Here is a 15,239-nt window from a genome sequence, read left to right as displayed (position 1 = left end):
TGACTCCTTATTTCACGGTCATGGCTTGTGCCAGCGAATGGCTGGAAAGAAAAGTATTGAGCTGGTCGGGAAACGGCAGAGCGGTCATTGCCCCTTTTGCCGTCACCGCCATTGCGCCGCAGGCATTGGCATTGCTGATGGCTTCTGCCAGCAGGGCATAATCCCAGCAATTTGCGCGGGAAAGGGTGAACAGCAGGCCGCCGACGAAAGCATCACCCGCTCCGGTGGTGTCGATGACCTCAACGTGTGGTGCTGGAAAACAGAACTCACCTTCAGGGTTAATCAACAGCGCGCCATCAGCGCCTAATGAGATGATGGTGGTGTCGCAGCCCAGATCGCGCAGGTAATAACGCGCATCCTGCCAATGGCTGGCGCCGCTCAGTTGGCAAAGTTCATCTGCCGAAACTTTACAGATAGAGGCAAGCGCGGCGGACTGCGCGATCAGTTGCGGTATTTCACCGGTATCCCGCCACATTTTGCTGCGTAGATTGACGTCAAACAGTACGTAGCCACCCGCTTCACGCATTCTTCTCGCACCCTCAAGGCACGCCTCACGGGCGGGGCTGTCGGTGAGGCCAATTGAGCTAAAGTAAAACCATTCGTGCTGCCTGAACGGCGGCAGATCCTGCGGCGAAACGTAGGTATCAGCACCTGGATGCACCAGATAGGTAAAGCTGCGTTCCCCATCAGCCGTCAGGTTGACGATTAGCACCGCGCTGGTCAGGGCCGTATCCATGCGTAGAAAAGAGACATCCACGCCGTTATCCTGAAAAACCTGACGTAGGAAACGCCCGGCATCGTCATCGCCAAGACAGCCAATAAAGCCGCACTCTCCGCCCAGCCTGGCAACGCACACTCCCACGTTCGCCGATGCGCCGCCGGGGCATTTCAGGTAGCTATTTTGTTTTTCCGGCACCAGATCGACGGAGGCATCACCGATAACCCAAACCTTATTCATAACGTTCATTTGCCCTCCTTATGCCTGTTTCTGCGCCAGAGAAAGCTGAATATCACGATAATATTCGTTGTTAATCAGATACTTTTTCATAAGCAGCCCGACCGCAAGGTGGAACAGAGCTGGAATCAGCGTCATCATCAGCGCAATACCCGTTAACGAACGTGCGCTCTGTTCAACATCAGCCTGATAACCAAAATGGCTCAGCAGGAATCCCAGCACGCCACCCGCAACCCCCATACCAAATTTCTGGAAGAAGAGAATGCCGCCAAACGCAAGACCGGAAACGCGCAGACCCGTTTTCTTTTCTCCGTAATCCACCGCTTCAGCGATAGAGGACCAGAACACCGGCATTTGCATGTCGCAGAAGAAATTAATGAGGAAATAGAATGTAAATGCCAGCACGAGATTTTCACGACCGACGAAGAAATACATCAGCGCGCTCAGAACAAAAGTGACAAGCTGGGTATAGCGGAACATTTTAATTTTGTCCCAGAACTTGGTTATCCAGGTAGTAGCAATCATCGCCAGAATGGAAGCGATAACTCCGGTGGTCAGGAACGGTGAAATCAGGCTGTCGCCACCATTGAGATAATACTTGGCGTAATAAGCCGCGACGGAACCACGAATAACATAACCGCACATCAGCAGCAAAATAACAATGCCGAGAATAATCCACTGATCGTTACGTAACAGATACTTAAACTGCTTTCCTACTGATAACGACGTAATTTCCGGTTCGCTGCGTTCGCGAGTGGTGAGAAAACAGAAAATAAACAGCAGCGCACCCATTGCCCCCATTAATCCCATCGAAAACTGATAGCCCAAAGCCTTATTACCCTGCCCCAGCCAAACGGCAAGCATCGGTACCACAATAGTCACCAGGAAAGCGGCAATTTTGGTCATCACAAAGCGATATCCGTTTGCGCTAAGCCGTTCAACGGGATCGCTGGTAATCACGCCAATCATCGAAATATAGGGGATGGTGATAGCGGTATACACCAGAGTCATAAGAATATAGGTGCCATAGGCCCATGCCAGTTTGGCCATATAAGCCATATCAGGCGTAATAAACATCAAATAAACGGCGAAGCCGAAGGGGATAGCAAACCACAGCAGCCACGGGCGATAGCGCCCCCAGCGGGTATTGAGCTTATCAGTGAGGATACCCATGGCCGGGTCAATAATGGCATCAATCATTCGGACAACCACAAACAATACGCCAACATCAGCGGCGCTCAGGCCGTAGATATCGGTATAGAAATAGGCGAGCAGCAGCTGCATGGCAATAATTACTACGTTTATTGCCATATCCCCTGCGCCGAAACCGATTTTTTCCACAATAGAAAGTTTCATGTTGATATTCCTTTACGCTTAGCAGCGCAAATCTGGTGAACAATTAATGATGTCACTACATGAAATAAAAACGTTTTTATAAATAAGAGCCTATCCCAGTAGGCGTTATTGGCGCAGACAGTTTGAACACGGACAGCGCGGAAGAACCGGAGCGTACACGTAGTACGTGAGGATGATTCGCTCCGCTCACCCTTCGGGCCGCCCTGAAGGGCGTTCAAAACTCGGTGAGTTTTGTCTGAGCACTGCCCAGGTTCAAAATGGCAAGCGAGATAGCCCTAATGGGATAGGCTCTAAGCCATCCGACAAGCACTCTGTGGTGGCTATGAGAAGAGTGTAACGACTCCCAAAAAGATATAAAGGTATGCCTTTATATCTTTTGATCGGTTTCACATATTTTTATGTGCGAGATCCTACCCCAGTTTTAAACCAGGATAAGAATCAATGAGATAACGAATGGTGATCGCATGAAGAAAATTAGCGTGAAGACAAAATCGCGCAGTTATGATCCTGAATCTCTTCCGCCGATGCGCGATTGAGGGTCAGCAGGTTACGCTCGGTTGCTAACAGCACCAGCGAGCCATCGCTCTGCTTCGCCATCGCCAACGCAAAACGGCCCATATGTTCACGCGCTTGTGGCACTTCTTCGGCCAGCATCAGGAATGGGCTGCGCTGCGCCAGTTCGGCTTCGGTGACCCGACGAGCCAGATATTCATGTCCCATTAACCCGCCGGGCAGCGGCAACCAGCGGCTGCTAATGACGGAGGCCTCTTTATCCAGTTGAGTGCGAACATCGGGCCGTAAGCAGGAGATATGGATATGGAAATGATTTTGCGTGCGCCCGCTGCGCGAATTAATTGTCAATGAAACCGCATCATCCGATACGGCAGAACCCCGATGCTGGCTCATGATTTCACGCCCCTGCCAGGCCTGCCAGAAGAAATTCGGCGTCAGTGGATCAAGTAGCAGCGGGCTTTCGGTGCCGTTGATACGGTAGGTTGGCATCAGCAGATATTGCAGCGGGCCATTGCGGTCTTTGAACAGGACATAGCCGCCCTTGAGGTTCACTTCCGCACAGGGCGCGGGATTTTGATTCTGCTGTTGATTAGGGACGCACTGTTGCAGAACAATTTTGCGCAACGCGTCAGGGTTGCCGGAATGGAGCCAGTAGTAACCGCCCGCAATTGCCGCCAGAACCACCACCAGCAGCACCAATAAAAGGTATCGTACTCTTCGCATTATATTTTCCTGTCTCAGCCGGAACCGGAAGAGTAGCGCAGTTTAATGACTAAATGAAAACAGGAAGAGGTACGGGATCTTTTTCCCGGAGGCGGCGCTTGACGCGCCTTGTCCGGGCTACCGGCCCGCAGATGACTGGAAACCCGTAGCCCGGTCAGCGTAGGGTATGAACCGGAAACATGGGTAACACTTTAGACCGGATACATGGGTAACAGTTATAACTGACATAGAAGAGGAGACTCACTATGCCCTGGACTGAGACCCGACCTATGCAACGTCTTGATTTTATCCGTGCCTGCCATGCAGGTACGGGCTCCTTCTCTGCTCTTTGCCGTCTTTTCGGCATCAGCCGAAAAACTGGCTATAAATGGCTTGAACGTTTTGACCCTTCTGACCTCTCATCTCTCTCTGACCGCTCACGCGCTCCCCACTCCCACTCCCGGACTGTTCCTGATGATATCGTCGGGCATCTGACTGCCCTGCGTCAAAAACACCCTGACTGGGGGCCTAAAAAACTGCGGATGTGGTTGCTCAATCACCATGTCGATTTTACCGTACCTGCTGCCAGCACTATCGGCGATATCCTCAAGCGTGAAGGCCTGGTCCCGGATAAAAAGAGAAAACGCAGAACACCGGGTAATCGCCAGCCCCTGACCCTCATCACTGAGAACAATCAGGTCTGGAGCGCTGATTTTAAAGGCAAGTTCAGGTTGCTGAGCAGAGAGTACTGCCATCCCTTCACTCTGACCGACAATCACAGCCGATATCTGCTGAGCTGCCGTGGAACATTCCGGGAGAGTGAATCCTTTGTCAGAGAGTGCCTGACTGATGCGTTCCTGGAATATGGCCTGCCGGAAGTCCTCAGAACTGATAACGGTCAACCCTTTGCGGGAACAGGTATAGCCGGATTAAGCCGTCTTGCCGTCTGGCTAATCAAGCTGGGCATCAGACCGGAACGTATCAGAAAGGGTCATCCGGAAGAAAATGGCCGCCATGAGCGAATGCATCGCTCCCTGAAAAGTGCGGTGAAATATGGCAACACCTTCATGACGATGGCAGAACAACAGCGGTGGTTCAGTGACTACCGGGAAGAGTTTAACCACGAGAGGCCGCATGAAGCCCTGGCAGGCGCAACGCCCGGAACGGTGTGGCAACCGTCGGGCCGACAATGGGATGGCAGTGTTCCGGAATATGTGTATCCGGCAGGAGGCACGGTCTACAGGGTGAAATCGAGGGGAACACTTTATATGGGTAAAAAGGGGGCGGTGTTCCTGAGTGAAGCGCTGACTGACGAGTACATTATGCTGAAAGAACAAGATGATGGCCTGGAAGCCATCATCTTTAATGGAATAACGCTTGCGTACTATGACCAAAAAAACCAGAGTGTGCTCCGGATAGACTAAAAAGTGTTACCTATGTTCCCGGTCTGATCTGTCACCTATGTATCCGGTCATACAGTAGCACCACCGGGAAAAAGCAGCACTGTTGCATCAGATTTGGCACACTCCCCGGAGGCGGCGCTTAACGCGCCTGTCCGTATATGGACACCTCCCGTGATGCAAGCTATTTTTTGTGTGAGTCACCAGGGTAAGTTGCGTTCGTATATCCGGCCTCTCTTTCGGTACCGTCGTACCCGGGCCATGATGTGTTCTGCGCACCTGCTTCCTTTCGGGCTATCGGCTTTGCTTCGCAGGGAGCCTTCGGACAGGCCGGATTTCTCAGGTGCTGGTCTTACCGGTTACTCATCACGCTAAATCGCTTCGCAATCTCACGACAGGGTTACTGCTCTTTTTACTGCATGGCTCACGGGGCGTCGGTTAACCGGCGACCCGTGAGCCATGGTAATCTTCTCCGCGACTCATCACCGCCCACGCTATCCGCACATTCTTGTTCGCCAGCGCCACCGTCGCGATATTCCGGTTCCGTCTTTCCGCCACCGACTGCAGCCACTGGCTCCGCCGGTCTTCTTTGCCTGCACATGTCTTCAGAACTGACCGTGCCCCGTGGATGACCAGCGTACGCAGGTAGCTGTCACCCCGCTTGCTGATATGCCCCAGCTGCTGCTTACCGCCGCTTGAGTGCTGCCGGGGAACCAGCCCCACATAAGCCGCCATCTCCCGACCGTTCTTAAACTGCGTCGCGTCACCCAACAACGCCACCATCGCGCTGGCGGTTATCACGCCGATACCTTCTATTTTCATCAGCCGCTGGATGCAGATATCTTCCCGCGCCGCCTCTGCGAGCCGCCGGTCATGCCCCGCCACCCGGTCATCCAGCATCCGCAGCTCTTCGGCCAGCTCGCACAGCAGGCGCATAAACCGGTCATCCCACTGCTCCTGCTGTGACAGTATCTCCGGCAGCGCCTTACGCAACTGGCTGATGCCGACCGGCAGCACCACGCCGAATTCGCCCAGAAAGCCCCGTATCTCGTTGCACAGCGCCGTGCGGCTTTTTATCACTCTGGCCCGCACGCGATGCTCCGCCTGAAGGGTCTGCTGGCGCTCTGTCTTAACCGCGACGAAGCGCATGGCGGGGCGGCTGATGGCTTCACAGATGGCTTCGGCATCGTTGGCATCATTCTTGTTGCCTTTGAGGTAAGGCTTGACGAATTTCGGGGGAATAATGCGCACGGTATGCCCCATGCGGGTGAGTTCGCGGGACCAGTAGTGGGATGATGCGCAGGCTTCAATCCCGATGGTGCAGGGAGCCAGCTGAGAGAAATAAGCGTGCATGTGGGCGCGGCGGAGAGATTTCCGCACGACGACATGTTCATGGTGATCCACAGCATGGATCTGAAAGACATTTTTTGCCAGGTCAAGACCGATACGTTTAATATTCATGGTGGACACCTCCTCCTGTGGACTGCAGGTAACACTTCCAGTCTGGCACGTTCTGATGCCGTAAGGTGGGAGGTGTCCATCACATCGGGCTACCCCTCATACCCCCGGCTACCGGGGATAAGGAGAGGCTATTTAACGCTGGCTAATCTGGTCGAAGGTGCCGCCGTTGGAGAAGTGTTCCTTCTGGGCTTTGGTCCAGCCGCCAAACTCTTCATCGATAGTGAACAGTTTCAGTTTCGGGAATTCACTGGCGTATTTTTTCGCCACATCCGGGTCACGTGGGCGATAGAAGTTCTTCGCCGCAATCTCCTGGCCTTCCGGCGAGTAGAGATACTTCAGATAAGCGTCCGCCACCTGGCGAGTGCCTTTTTTATCGACCACTTTATCGACGACCGAAACGGTCGGCTCGGCAAGAATCGATTCACTCGGGGTCACGATTTCAAATTTATCTTTGCCCAGTTCGTTCGTTGCCAGCAGCGCTTCGTTTTCCCAGGCAATCAGCACGTCGCCGATCCCACGCTCTACGAAGGTATTGGTCGAGCCACGTGCACCGGAATCCAGCACTTCGACGTTCTTAAACAGCGCTTTCACGAACTCCTGAGCCTTAGCCTGGTCGCCGTTGTTCTGGTGCAGGGCGTAACCCCAGGCCGCCAGATAGTTCCAGCGCGCGCCGCCGGAGCTTTTCGGGTTCGGGGTAATCACCGATACGCCCGTTTTAATCAGGTCGTTCCAGTCATGAATTTGTTTCGGATTGCCCTTACGCACCAGGAACACGATGGTAGAGGTATACGGCGCGGAGTTATCCGGCAGGCGTTTGAGCCAGTTTTTGTCGATCCGACCGCGTTCAGCAATCGCGTCAACGTCATAAGCCAGCGCAAGGGTTACCACATCGGCCTCAAGGCCATTGATCACCGAGGTCGCCTGCTTGCCGGAGCCGCCGTGGGATTGACGAATCACCACGTTATCGCCGGTTTCCTGCTTCCAGTGCGCGCTAAACGCTTTGTTGTACTGTTCGTACAGCTCGCGCGTCGGATCATAAGAAACGTTTAATAGTTGAATGTCTTTTGCCAGAACGCTGGCGGATGCCAGCAACAGAGTTAACCCTACGCCCCACTTATTCATCGCACCGCTCTCTTTATGTCGTGTTGTGATGAATTAAGCGTGCCAGAAAGCGAACCAATGATTAAAGAATAAAAAAAGATTGGCTATAACTTGTGAGTATATATGACGAGGAAAATTTGCCCCCTCCCGGACGGGAGAGGGCGAGAAGCATTATACTTCTTCCATGCGGCCCAGCAGCGCCTGCAGACGATCCTGCCAGCCCTGCTGTTGTTCTTTCAGCTGACCGTTTTCACGCTCCAGCTCTTCACGACCGTGCTGTGCGCTTTGTACTTCCTGCGCCAGCGTGTTGTTCTTTTCTTTCAGCTCTTCGATTTCCATCTGTAACAGAGTGATGGTATCAATCGCCTGCTGGACTTTAGATTCTAATTTCTCAAACACTTCTAATGACATCGTCATACCTCTCCTGAACTTGCAAGGCGTTGATAGAAACCGTCCGTTTCGTATACGCGTTGACGCCTTAACGAAAATTAGCGCACTACCGTGGTGATGTAGTCGATTGTATGAAGCCCCGCCGCCCCTGTCCAGCGACAACCCGCGTAGATTGCGGTTTGCGACACTTTTCGGCCTTTACCTGGTTCGTTCACCGCTTTTTCCCGTTACTTTTTCGTAATTGTTAATCAATGGGTTAAAAAAATGAGTGGTGAAACGCACCCGCAAATGACCGAATACGCGTTTATGGCGCGAAAACGCTCATTTTCTTGACGTAGTACACACATTTGAATTTCGATATTTCTCGTTTTTGTTCGTTAACGATAAATTAACACTATGCCTACATGGCAGCGTGGTCGCCTGCGACCTTCACACATACAATAATCATCACTACGCTTCAGGATTCGATTATGAGCCAAACATCAACACTAAAAGGCCAGTGCATCGCAGAGTTCCTCGGTACCGGGTTGTTGATCTTTTTCGGCGTTGGGTGCGTCGCTGCACTTAAGGTCGCGGGAGCCAGCTTCGGTCAATGGGAAATCAGCATCATCTGGGGTCTGGGCGTCGCTATGGCGATTTACCTGACCGCAGGGGTTTCCGGTGCACACCTTAACCCAGCGGTCACCATCGCGCTGTGGCTGTTTGCCTGCTTCGACGGACGTAAAGTTGTTCCTTTTATCATTGCGCAATTCGCTGGCGCCTTTTGCGCTGCGGCTTTAGTTTACGGGCTTTATTACAATCTTTTCTTCGATTTCGAACATAGCCACAATATGGTGCGCGGTAGCGTCGAAAGTCTTGAGCTGGCTGGCATTTTCTCCACTTACCCGAACCCGCATATCAATTTTGTGCAGGCCTTCGCGGTAGAGATGGTGATTACCGCTATCCTGATGGGCGTCATTCTGGCGCTGACCGATGATGGCAACGGCGTGCCTCGCGGCCCGCTGGCACCGCTGCTGATTGGTCTGCTGATCGCCGTTATCGGCGCATCCATGGGCCCGCTGACCGGCTTCGCCATGAACCCGGCACGCGATCTCGGACCGAAAACCTTCGCCTGGCTTGCTGGCTGGGGTGATGTCGCCTTCACGGGTGGCAAAGATATTCCTTATTTCCTGGTGCCGCTGTGTGCGCCAATCGTCGGTGCTGCGCTAGGCGCATTCTGCTACCGCAAGCTGATTGGCCGCCACCTGCCTTGCGACACCTGCGTTGTCGAAGAGAAAGAAGCCTCATCCTCCTCTACAACGCAACACAACGCTTCGCTGTAATCTGACTACGGGACTCATACTATGACCGACAAAAAATATATCGTAGCGCTCGACCAGGGCACCACCAGCTCCCGCGCCGTTGTAATGGATCACGATGCCAATATCGTCAGCGTCTCTCAGCGAGAATTTGAACAAATTTATCCGAAGCCCGGCTGGGTTGAGCACGACCCGATGGAGATCTGGGCGACCCAAAGCTCCACGTTGGTAGAAGTGCTGGCAAAAGCCGATATCAGCTCCGATGAAATCGCCGCAATCGGCATCACCAACCAACGTGAAACCGCTATCGTGTGGGAGCGCGAAACCGGTAAACCGATTTATAACGCGATTGTCTGGCAGTGCCGCCGTACCGCTGAAATCTGCGAGCAGCTCAAGCGCGACGGTATGGAGGAGTACATTCGCAAGGCTACTGGTCTGGTGGTTGACCCGTACTTCTCCGGCACCAAAGTGAAATGGATCCTTGACCACGTCGAAGGCTCACGCGAACGCGCTAAGCGCGGGGAGCTGCTGTTCGGCACCGTGGACACCTGGCTTATCTGGAAAATGACCCAGGGGCGCGTGCACGTCACTGACTACACCAACGCCTCGCGTACCATGCTGTTCAACATCCACGAGCTGGACTGGGACGACAAAATGCTCGACGCGCTGGATATCCCCCGCGCCATGTTGCCGGAAGTACGCAAGTCTTCCGAAGTGTACGGCCAGACCAATATCGGCGGTAAAGGCGGCACGCGTATTCCGATCGCCGGTATCGCGGGCGACCAGCAGGCGGCGCTGTTCGGTCAGCTGTGCGTTAAAGAAGGGATGGCGAAAAATACCTACGGCACTGGCTGCTTCATGCTGATGAACACCGGCGAGAAAGCGGTGAAATCTGAAAACGGCCTGCTGACGACGATCGCCTGCGGCCCGCGCGGCGAAGTGAACTATGCGCTGGAAGGTGCGGTGTTTATGGCAGGTGCCTCCATCCAGTGGCTGCGCGATGAGATGAAGTTGATCAGCGATGCGTTCGATTCCGAATATTTCGCCACCAAAGTGAAAGATACCAACGGCGTATACGTGGTCCCGGCATTTACCGGCCTCGGCGCACCGTACTGGGACCCGTACGCCCGCGGCGCAATCTTCGGCCTGACCCGCGGCGTGAACTCTAACCATATTATTCGCGCCACGCTGGAGTCGATCGCCTATCAGACCCGCGACGTGCTGGAAGCGATGCAGGCTGACTCAGGGATCCGTCTGCACGCTCTGCGCGTCGACGGCGGCGCGGTGGCCAACAACTTCCTGATGCAGTTCCAGTCCGACATTCTCGGCACCCGCGTAGAACGCCCTGAAGTGCGCGAAGTCACCGCACTGGGTGCTGCCTATCTGGCCGGTCTGGCGGTGGGTTTCTGGCAGAATCTGGATGAGTTGCAGGAGAAAGCGGTTATCGAACGTGAATTCCGCCCGGGGATTGAAACGACCGAGCGTAACGTTCGCTACAGCGGCTGGAAGAAAGCGGTAAAACGCGCGTTAGCGTGGGAAGATCACGACGAAGCGTAAGATGTGGAGGTATTCCCGGCTTGCGGCGTAAACGCCTTAGCCGGGTTACAAAACCCCAAACAGCACGATCTTGTAGCCCGATGTGATGGACACCTCCCACCTTACGGCATCAGAACGTGCCAGACTGGAAGTGTTACCTGCAGTCCACAGGAGGAGGTGTCCACCATGAATATTAAACGTATCGGTCTTGACCTGGCAAAAAATGTCTTTCAGATCCATGCTGTGGATCACCATGAACATGTCGTCGTGCGGAAATCTCTCCGCCGCGCCCACATGCACGCTTATTTCTCTCAGCTGGCTCCCTGCACCGTCGGGATTGAAGCCTGCGCGTCATCCCACTACTGGGCCCGCGAACTCACCCGCATGGGACATACCGTGCACATTATTCCCCCGAAGTTTGTTAAGCCCTACCTCAGGGGCAACAAGAATGATGCCAACGATGCCGAAGCCATCTGTGAAGCCATCAGCCGCCCCGCCATGCGCTTCGTCGCGGTTAAGACAGAGCGCCAGCAGACTCTTCAGGCTGAGCATCGCGTGCGGGCCAGAGTGATAAAAAGCCGCACGGCGCTGTGCAACGAGATACGGGGCTTTCTGGGCGAATTCGGCGTGGTGCTGCCGGTCGGCATCAGCCAGTTGCGTAAGGCGCTGCCGGAGATACTGTCACAGCAGGAGCAGTGGGATGACCGGTTTATGCGCCTGCTGTGCGAGCTGGCCGAAGAGCTGCGGATGCTGGATGACCGGGTGGCGGGGCATGACCGGCGGCTCGCAGAGGCGGCGCGGGAAGATATCTGCATCCAGCGGCTGATGAAAATAGAAGGTATCGGCGTGATAACCGCCAGCGCGATGGTGGCGTTGTTGGGTGACGCGACGCAGTTTAAGAACGGTCGGGAGATGGCGGCTTATGTGGGGCTGGTTCCCCGGCAGCACTCAAGCGGCGGTAAGCAGCAGCTGGGGCATATCAGCAAGCGGGGTGACAGCTACCTGCGTACGCTGGTCATCCACGGGGCACGGTCAGTTCTGAAGACATGTGCAGGCAAAGAAGACCGGCGGAGCCAGTGGCTGCAGTCGGTGGCGGAAAGACGGAACCGGAATATCGCGACGGTGGCGCTGGCGAACAAGAATGTGCGGATAGCGTGGGCGGTGATGAGTCGCGGAGAAGATTACCATGGTTCACGGGTCGCCGGTTAACCGACGCCCCGTGAGCCATGCAGTAAAAAGAGCAGTAACCCTGTCGTGAGATTGCGAAGCGATTTAGCGTGATGAGTAACCGGTAAGACCAGCACCTGAGAAATCCGGCCTGTCCGAAGGCTCCCTGCGAAGCAAAGCCGATAGCCCGAAAGGAAGCAGGTGCGCAGAACACATCATGGCCCGGGTACGACGGTACCGAAAGAGAGGCCGGATATACGAACGCAACTTACCCTGGTGACTCACACAAAAAATAGCTTGCATCACGGGAGGTGTCCATATACGGACAGGTGCGCAGCACCGCCTCCGGGTTTTTTATCAGCCAAACATCGGCAACAGCAGATACAGCTTAATGACCAGCGCGTTAACGATATCGATAAAGAACGCGCCCACCATCGGCACCACCAGGAACGCCATATGCGATGGGCCAAAACGGTCGGTAATCGCCTGCATGTTGGCGATCGCTGTCGGCGTCGCGCCGAGGCCAAAGCCGCAGTGACCAGCGGCCAGCACCGCGGCATCGTAGTTTTTCCCCATCATTCGATAGGTCACAAACACCGCATACAGCGCCATTGCCACCGTCTGCACCGCCAGAATGGCAATCATCGGCAGCGCCAACGACGCCAGCTCCCACAGCTTCAGGCTCATCAAAGCCATCGCGAGGAACAGCGACAGGCAGACGTTGCCCAGCACCGAGATCGCACGGTCAAACACCCGATACAGGCCCAGCATCGACAAACTGTTGCTGAGGATCACGCCGATAAACAACACACAAACAAAGGTCGGCAGCTCGAATATAGTTCCCGCCAACAGCTGCGCAATCGCCTTCCCGACCGTCAAACAGATGGCAATTAACGCGATACTCTCGATCAGCACCAGCGAGGTAATCATCCGCCCCATTTCCGGCTTTTCAAACGCGGTCGGCGCGACCTGATCGTCCGGCGTACCGTCCGGTGTAGAAGAGTGTTTAACCAGATAGCGCGCCACCGGCCCGCCAATCAGGCCGCCAAGGACGAGGCCGAAGGTTGCGCAAGCCATCGCCACTTCGGTAGCGTTGGCGAAACCATAACGTTCGACAAACAATTTACTCCACGCCGCGCCGGTACCGTGACCGCCAGAAAGGGTAATGGAACCCGCCAGCAGCCCCATCAGCGGGTCAAGGCCCAGCAGCTTCGCCATGCCGATACCGAGGGCGTTTTGCAGCAGTAGCAGTCCCACGACAACGATCAGGAACGTCCCTACTACTTTGCCGCCAGCCCGCAGGCTGGCGAGGTTGGCGTTCAGGCCAATGGTGGCGAAGAACGCCAGCATCAGCGGATCTTTCAGGCTCATATCGAAATCAATTTCGATATCCATGCTTTTCTTCAGCGCCAGTAAGGCCAATGCCACCAGCAGGCCACCCGCAACGGGTTCAGGAATGGTATATGTCTTCAGGAAAGGGACGGTTTGAACGAGTTTTCTACCCAGTAGCAACACTAATGTTGCGGCAACGAGCGTCGATAAGGTATCGAGATGAAACATAAAAAGAGCTCCTTATAGGCGCATGATCCATTCACACGCGACGGTATTCCCGGTGTCGATTGCTTCTCATCATGAGTAATCGGGAGGGGATTTTAAGCAGAAGTACGGAAAAAATGACAGAAAAAGATATTTCCCAGGGATATTGATGCAATTAGACATACAAAATTCTAATAAATATTAAACGCCTATTCCCTGTATAAATATTTATCGCTAAAGAGTGGCAAACGTTTGCTTTTGGTCTACAGTCCGATAAAATCCCCGCTTTGCCACCTTTGGGATTGTTGTGATGTCCGTTAACACCGCAGAGTCAGAAAATGCGCAACCGGTTGCGCATAAGCAAGTCAGCGAATTAATCTACCGCCTTGAAGACCGCCCACCGCTACCGCAAACTCTGTTCGCCGCTTTCCAGCACCTGCTGGCGATGTTTGTCGCAGTCATCACCCCGGCGCTGTTAATTTGCCAGGCTCTGGGCCTCCCGGCTCAGGATACGCAACACATCATCAGCATGTCTCTGTTCGCCTCCGGTGTCGCATCCATTATTCAAATTAAAGCCTGGGGCCCGGTTGGCTCAGGGCTGCTCTCAATCCAGGGCACCAGCTTTAACTTCGTCGCGCCGCTGATTATGGGCGGTACCGCGCTGAAAACCGGCGGCGCCGATGTCCCAACCATGATGGCTGCGCTGTTCGGTACCCTGATGCTGGCCAGCTGCACGGAAATGGTCATCTCCCGCGTACTGCACCTCGCGCGGCGCATCATTACCCCGCTGGTCTCCGGCGTGGTGGTGATGATTATCGGTCTGTCGCTGATTCAGGTTGGCCTCACTTCTATCGGCGGCGGCTACGCGGCCATGGCTGATAACACCTTCGGTGCGCCGAAAAACCTGCTGCTGGCGGGTATCGTGCTGGCGCTGATTATTATCCTTAACCGCCAGCGCAACCCCTATTTGCGCATCGCCTCGCTGGTGATCGCCATGGCTGCGGGTTATCTGGCAGCCTGGTTCCTCGATATGCTGCCAACCAATACCGCGCCAACCGACAGCAGCCTGATTATGGTACCCACGCCGCTTTACTACGGCCTGGGCATCGACTGGAATCTGCTGCTGCCGCTGATGCTGGTCTTTATGATTACCTCGCTGGAAACTATCGGCGATATCACCGCCACCTCCGACGTCTCCGAGCAGCCGGTTTCCGGCCCGCTATATATGAAGCGTCTGAAGGGCGGCGTATTGGCTAACGGCCTGAACTCGTTCGTCTCGGCAGTATTTAATACCTTCCCGAACTCCTGTTTCGGGCAGAACAACGGCGTGATTCAATTGACCGGCGTCGCCAGCCGCTACGTCGGCTTTGTGGTCGCGCTGATGCTGATCGTGCTCGGTCTGTTCCCGGCGGTAAGCGGCTTCGTGCAACATATCCCTGAGCCGGTACTCGGCGGCGCAACGTTAGTGATGTTCGGCACCATCGCCGCCTCCGGCGTGCGCATCGTCTCCCGCGAACCGCTGAACCGCCGCGCGATCCTGATTATCGCCCTGTCGTTGGCCGTCGGCCTTGGCGTTTCCCAGCAGCCGCTGATTCTGCAGTTCGCCCCTGACTGGCTGAAAAACCTGCTCTCCTCCGGTATCGCTGCCGGTGGTATCACGGCAATCGTGCTGAACCTGGTTTTCCCGCCAGAGAAAAACTAATCCTGCCTGATGCCCTGGCCGCGTGATGCTGGCCGGGGCATGTACATCATCCACCTCACATCATCTCATTACACAATTCCTGTCTTGAGGATTGCGCATAATTCGGGCATAACAGCCTTATG

12 protein-coding genes are annotated in these 15,239 nt (G+C 54.7%); 5 read left to right on the top strand and 7 right to left on the bottom strand.

All coding sequences use genetic code 11. From position 1 onward, the window contains the following. Positions 1-7: 7 nt before the first annotated feature. The 3 genes from HV213_RS00655 to HV213_RS00645 all read right to left on the bottom strand — a co-directional run bounded on the left by HV213_RS00655 (position 8) and on the right by HV213_RS00645 (position 3,547). Positions 8-967, bottom strand: a complete 960-nt coding sequence (locus tag HV213_RS00655; protein ID WP_181484422.1) for an aminoimidazole riboside kinase — start codon at positions 965-967, stop codon at positions 8-10. Positions 968-976: 9 nt separating this feature from the next. Next, the gene (locus tag HV213_RS00650; protein ID WP_181484421.1) at positions 977-2,311 is read right to left on the bottom strand and encodes an MFS transporter; all 1,335 of its coding nucleotides are present in this window, start codon (positions 2,309-2,311) and stop codon (positions 977-979) included. A gap of 474 nt (positions 2,312-2,785) precedes the next feature. Continuing rightward, positions 2,786-3,547, bottom strand: a complete 762-nt coding sequence (locus tag HV213_RS00645) for a CDP-diacylglycerol diphosphatase (protein WP_181484420.1) — start codon at positions 3,545-3,547, stop codon at positions 2,786-2,788. 245 nt (positions 3,548-3,792) lie between these two features. Between HV213_RS00645 and HV213_RS00640 the strand changes: the two genes are divergently transcribed. Continuing rightward, on the top strand, positions 3,793-4,950 hold the full coding sequence (locus HV213_RS00640) for an integrase core domain-containing protein (protein WP_181482744.1): 1,158 nt from the start codon (positions 3,793-3,795) through the stop codon (positions 4,948-4,950). A gap of 414 nt (positions 4,951-5,364) precedes the next feature. Here HV213_RS00640 and HV213_RS00635 read toward each other — a convergent pair whose 3' ends face one another. From HV213_RS00635 to zapB, 3 genes are all read right to left on the bottom strand, one after another. Next, the gene (locus HV213_RS00635) at positions 5,365-6,387 is read right to left on the bottom strand and encodes an IS110 family RNA-guided transposase (protein WP_181482387.1); all 1,023 of its coding nucleotides are present in this window, start codon (positions 6,385-6,387) and stop codon (positions 5,365-5,367) included. Between the two features lie 132 nt (positions 6,388-6,519). Continuing rightward, a complete protein-coding gene (locus HV213_RS00630) occupies positions 6,520-7,509 on the bottom strand; it encodes a sulfate ABC transporter substrate-binding protein (protein ID WP_181484419.1) in 990 nt (329 codons plus the stop codon). A gap of 150 nt (positions 7,510-7,659) precedes the next feature. Continuing rightward, on the bottom strand, positions 7,660-7,905 hold the full coding sequence (gene zapB / locus HV213_RS00625) for a septal ring assembly protein ZapB (RefSeq protein ID WP_110276935.1): 246 nt from the start codon (positions 7,903-7,905) through the stop codon (positions 7,660-7,662). 443 nt (positions 7,906-8,348) lie between these two features. Here zapB and HV213_RS00620 point away from each other — a divergent pair, with 443 nt between their 5' ends. The 3 genes from HV213_RS00620 (at position 8,349) to HV213_RS00610 (ending at position 11,921) form a co-directional block, all read left to right on the top strand. Beyond that, complete coding sequence (locus HV213_RS00620) at positions 8,349-9,200, top strand: MIP/aquaporin family protein (RefSeq protein WP_181484418.1); 852 nt, start codon at positions 8,349-8,351, stop codon at positions 9,198-9,200. A gap of 21 nt (positions 9,201-9,221) precedes the next feature. After that, on the top strand, positions 9,222-10,733 hold the full coding sequence (glpK, locus tag HV213_RS00615) for a glycerol kinase GlpK (RefSeq protein WP_181484417.1): 1,512 nt from the start codon (positions 9,222-9,224) through the stop codon (positions 10,731-10,733). A 165-nt stretch (positions 10,734-10,898) separates the two neighbouring features. Then, a complete protein-coding gene (locus tag HV213_RS00610) occupies positions 10,899-11,921 on the top strand; it encodes an IS110 family RNA-guided transposase (protein ID WP_181482372.1) in 1,023 nt (340 codons plus the stop codon). A 315-nt stretch (positions 11,922-12,236) separates the two neighbouring features. On the opposite strand, the gene gltS is transcribed toward HV213_RS00610, so the two are convergent. Continuing rightward, complete coding sequence (gene gltS / locus HV213_RS00605; protein ID WP_181484416.1) at positions 12,237-13,439, bottom strand: sodium/glutamate symporter; 1,203 nt, start codon at positions 13,437-13,439, stop codon at positions 12,237-12,239. A 286-nt stretch (positions 13,440-13,725) separates the two neighbouring features. Between gltS and xanP the strand changes: the two genes are divergently transcribed. Continuing rightward, entirely contained in the window at positions 13,726-15,117 is a 1,392-nt protein-coding gene (gene xanP, locus HV213_RS00600; RefSeq protein ID WP_110276931.1) for a xanthine/proton symporter XanP, read from the top strand. Positions 15,118-15,239: the final 122 nt, after the last annotated feature.

The sequence above is a fragment of the Klebsiella sp. RHBSTW-00484 genome (assembly GCF_013705725.1).
Classification (GTDB): Bacteria; Pseudomonadota; Gammaproteobacteria; order Enterobacterales; family Enterobacteriaceae; genus Klebsiella.
This window is presented reverse-complemented; position numbering and strand designations above follow the sequence as displayed.

Excerpts from the sequence above, each read along its gene's own strand:
- HV213_RS00635 (WP_181482387.1), bottom strand. The coding sequence starts at position 6,387 with ATGAATATTAAACGTATCGGTCTTGACCTGGCAAAAAATGTCTTTCAG.
- HV213_RS00610 (WP_181482372.1), top strand. The coding sequence starts at position 10,899 with ATGAATATTAAACGTATCGGTCTTGACCTGGCAAAAAATGTCTTTCAG.
- HV213_RS00620 (WP_181484418.1), top strand. The coding sequence starts at position 8,349 with ATGAGCCAAACATCAACACTAAAAGGCCAGTGCATCGCAGAGTTCCTC.
- HV213_RS00630 (WP_181484419.1), bottom strand. The coding sequence starts at position 7,509 with ATGAATAAGTGGGGCGTAGGGTTAACTCTGTTGCTGGCATCCGCCAGC.
- xanP (WP_110276931.1), top strand. The coding sequence starts at position 13,726 with ATGTCCGTTAACACCGCAGAGTCAGAAAATGCGCAACCGGTTGCGCAT.
- zapB (WP_110276935.1), bottom strand. The coding sequence starts at position 7,905 with ATGACGATGTCATTAGAAGTGTTTGAGAAATTAGAATCTAAAGTCCAG.
- HV213_RS00645 (WP_181484420.1), bottom strand. The coding sequence starts at position 3,547 with ATGCGAAGAGTACGATACCTTTTATTGGTGCTGCTGGTGGTGGTTCTG.
- HV213_RS00650 (WP_181484421.1), bottom strand. The coding sequence starts at position 2,311 with ATGAAACTTTCTATTGTGGAAAAAATCGGTTTCGGCGCAGGGGATATG.
- gltS (WP_181484416.1), bottom strand. The coding sequence starts at position 13,439 with ATGTTTCATCTCGATACCTTATCGACGCTCGTTGCCGCAACATTAGTG.
- HV213_RS00640 (WP_181482744.1), top strand. The coding sequence starts at position 3,793 with ATGCCCTGGACTGAGACCCGACCTATGCAACGTCTTGATTTTATCCGT.
- glpK (WP_181484417.1), top strand. The coding sequence starts at position 9,222 with ATGACCGACAAAAAATATATCGTAGCGCTCGACCAGGGCACCACCAGC.
- HV213_RS00655 (WP_181484422.1), bottom strand. The coding sequence starts at position 967 with ATGAACGTTATGAATAAGGTTTGGGTTATCGGTGATGCCTCCGTCGAT.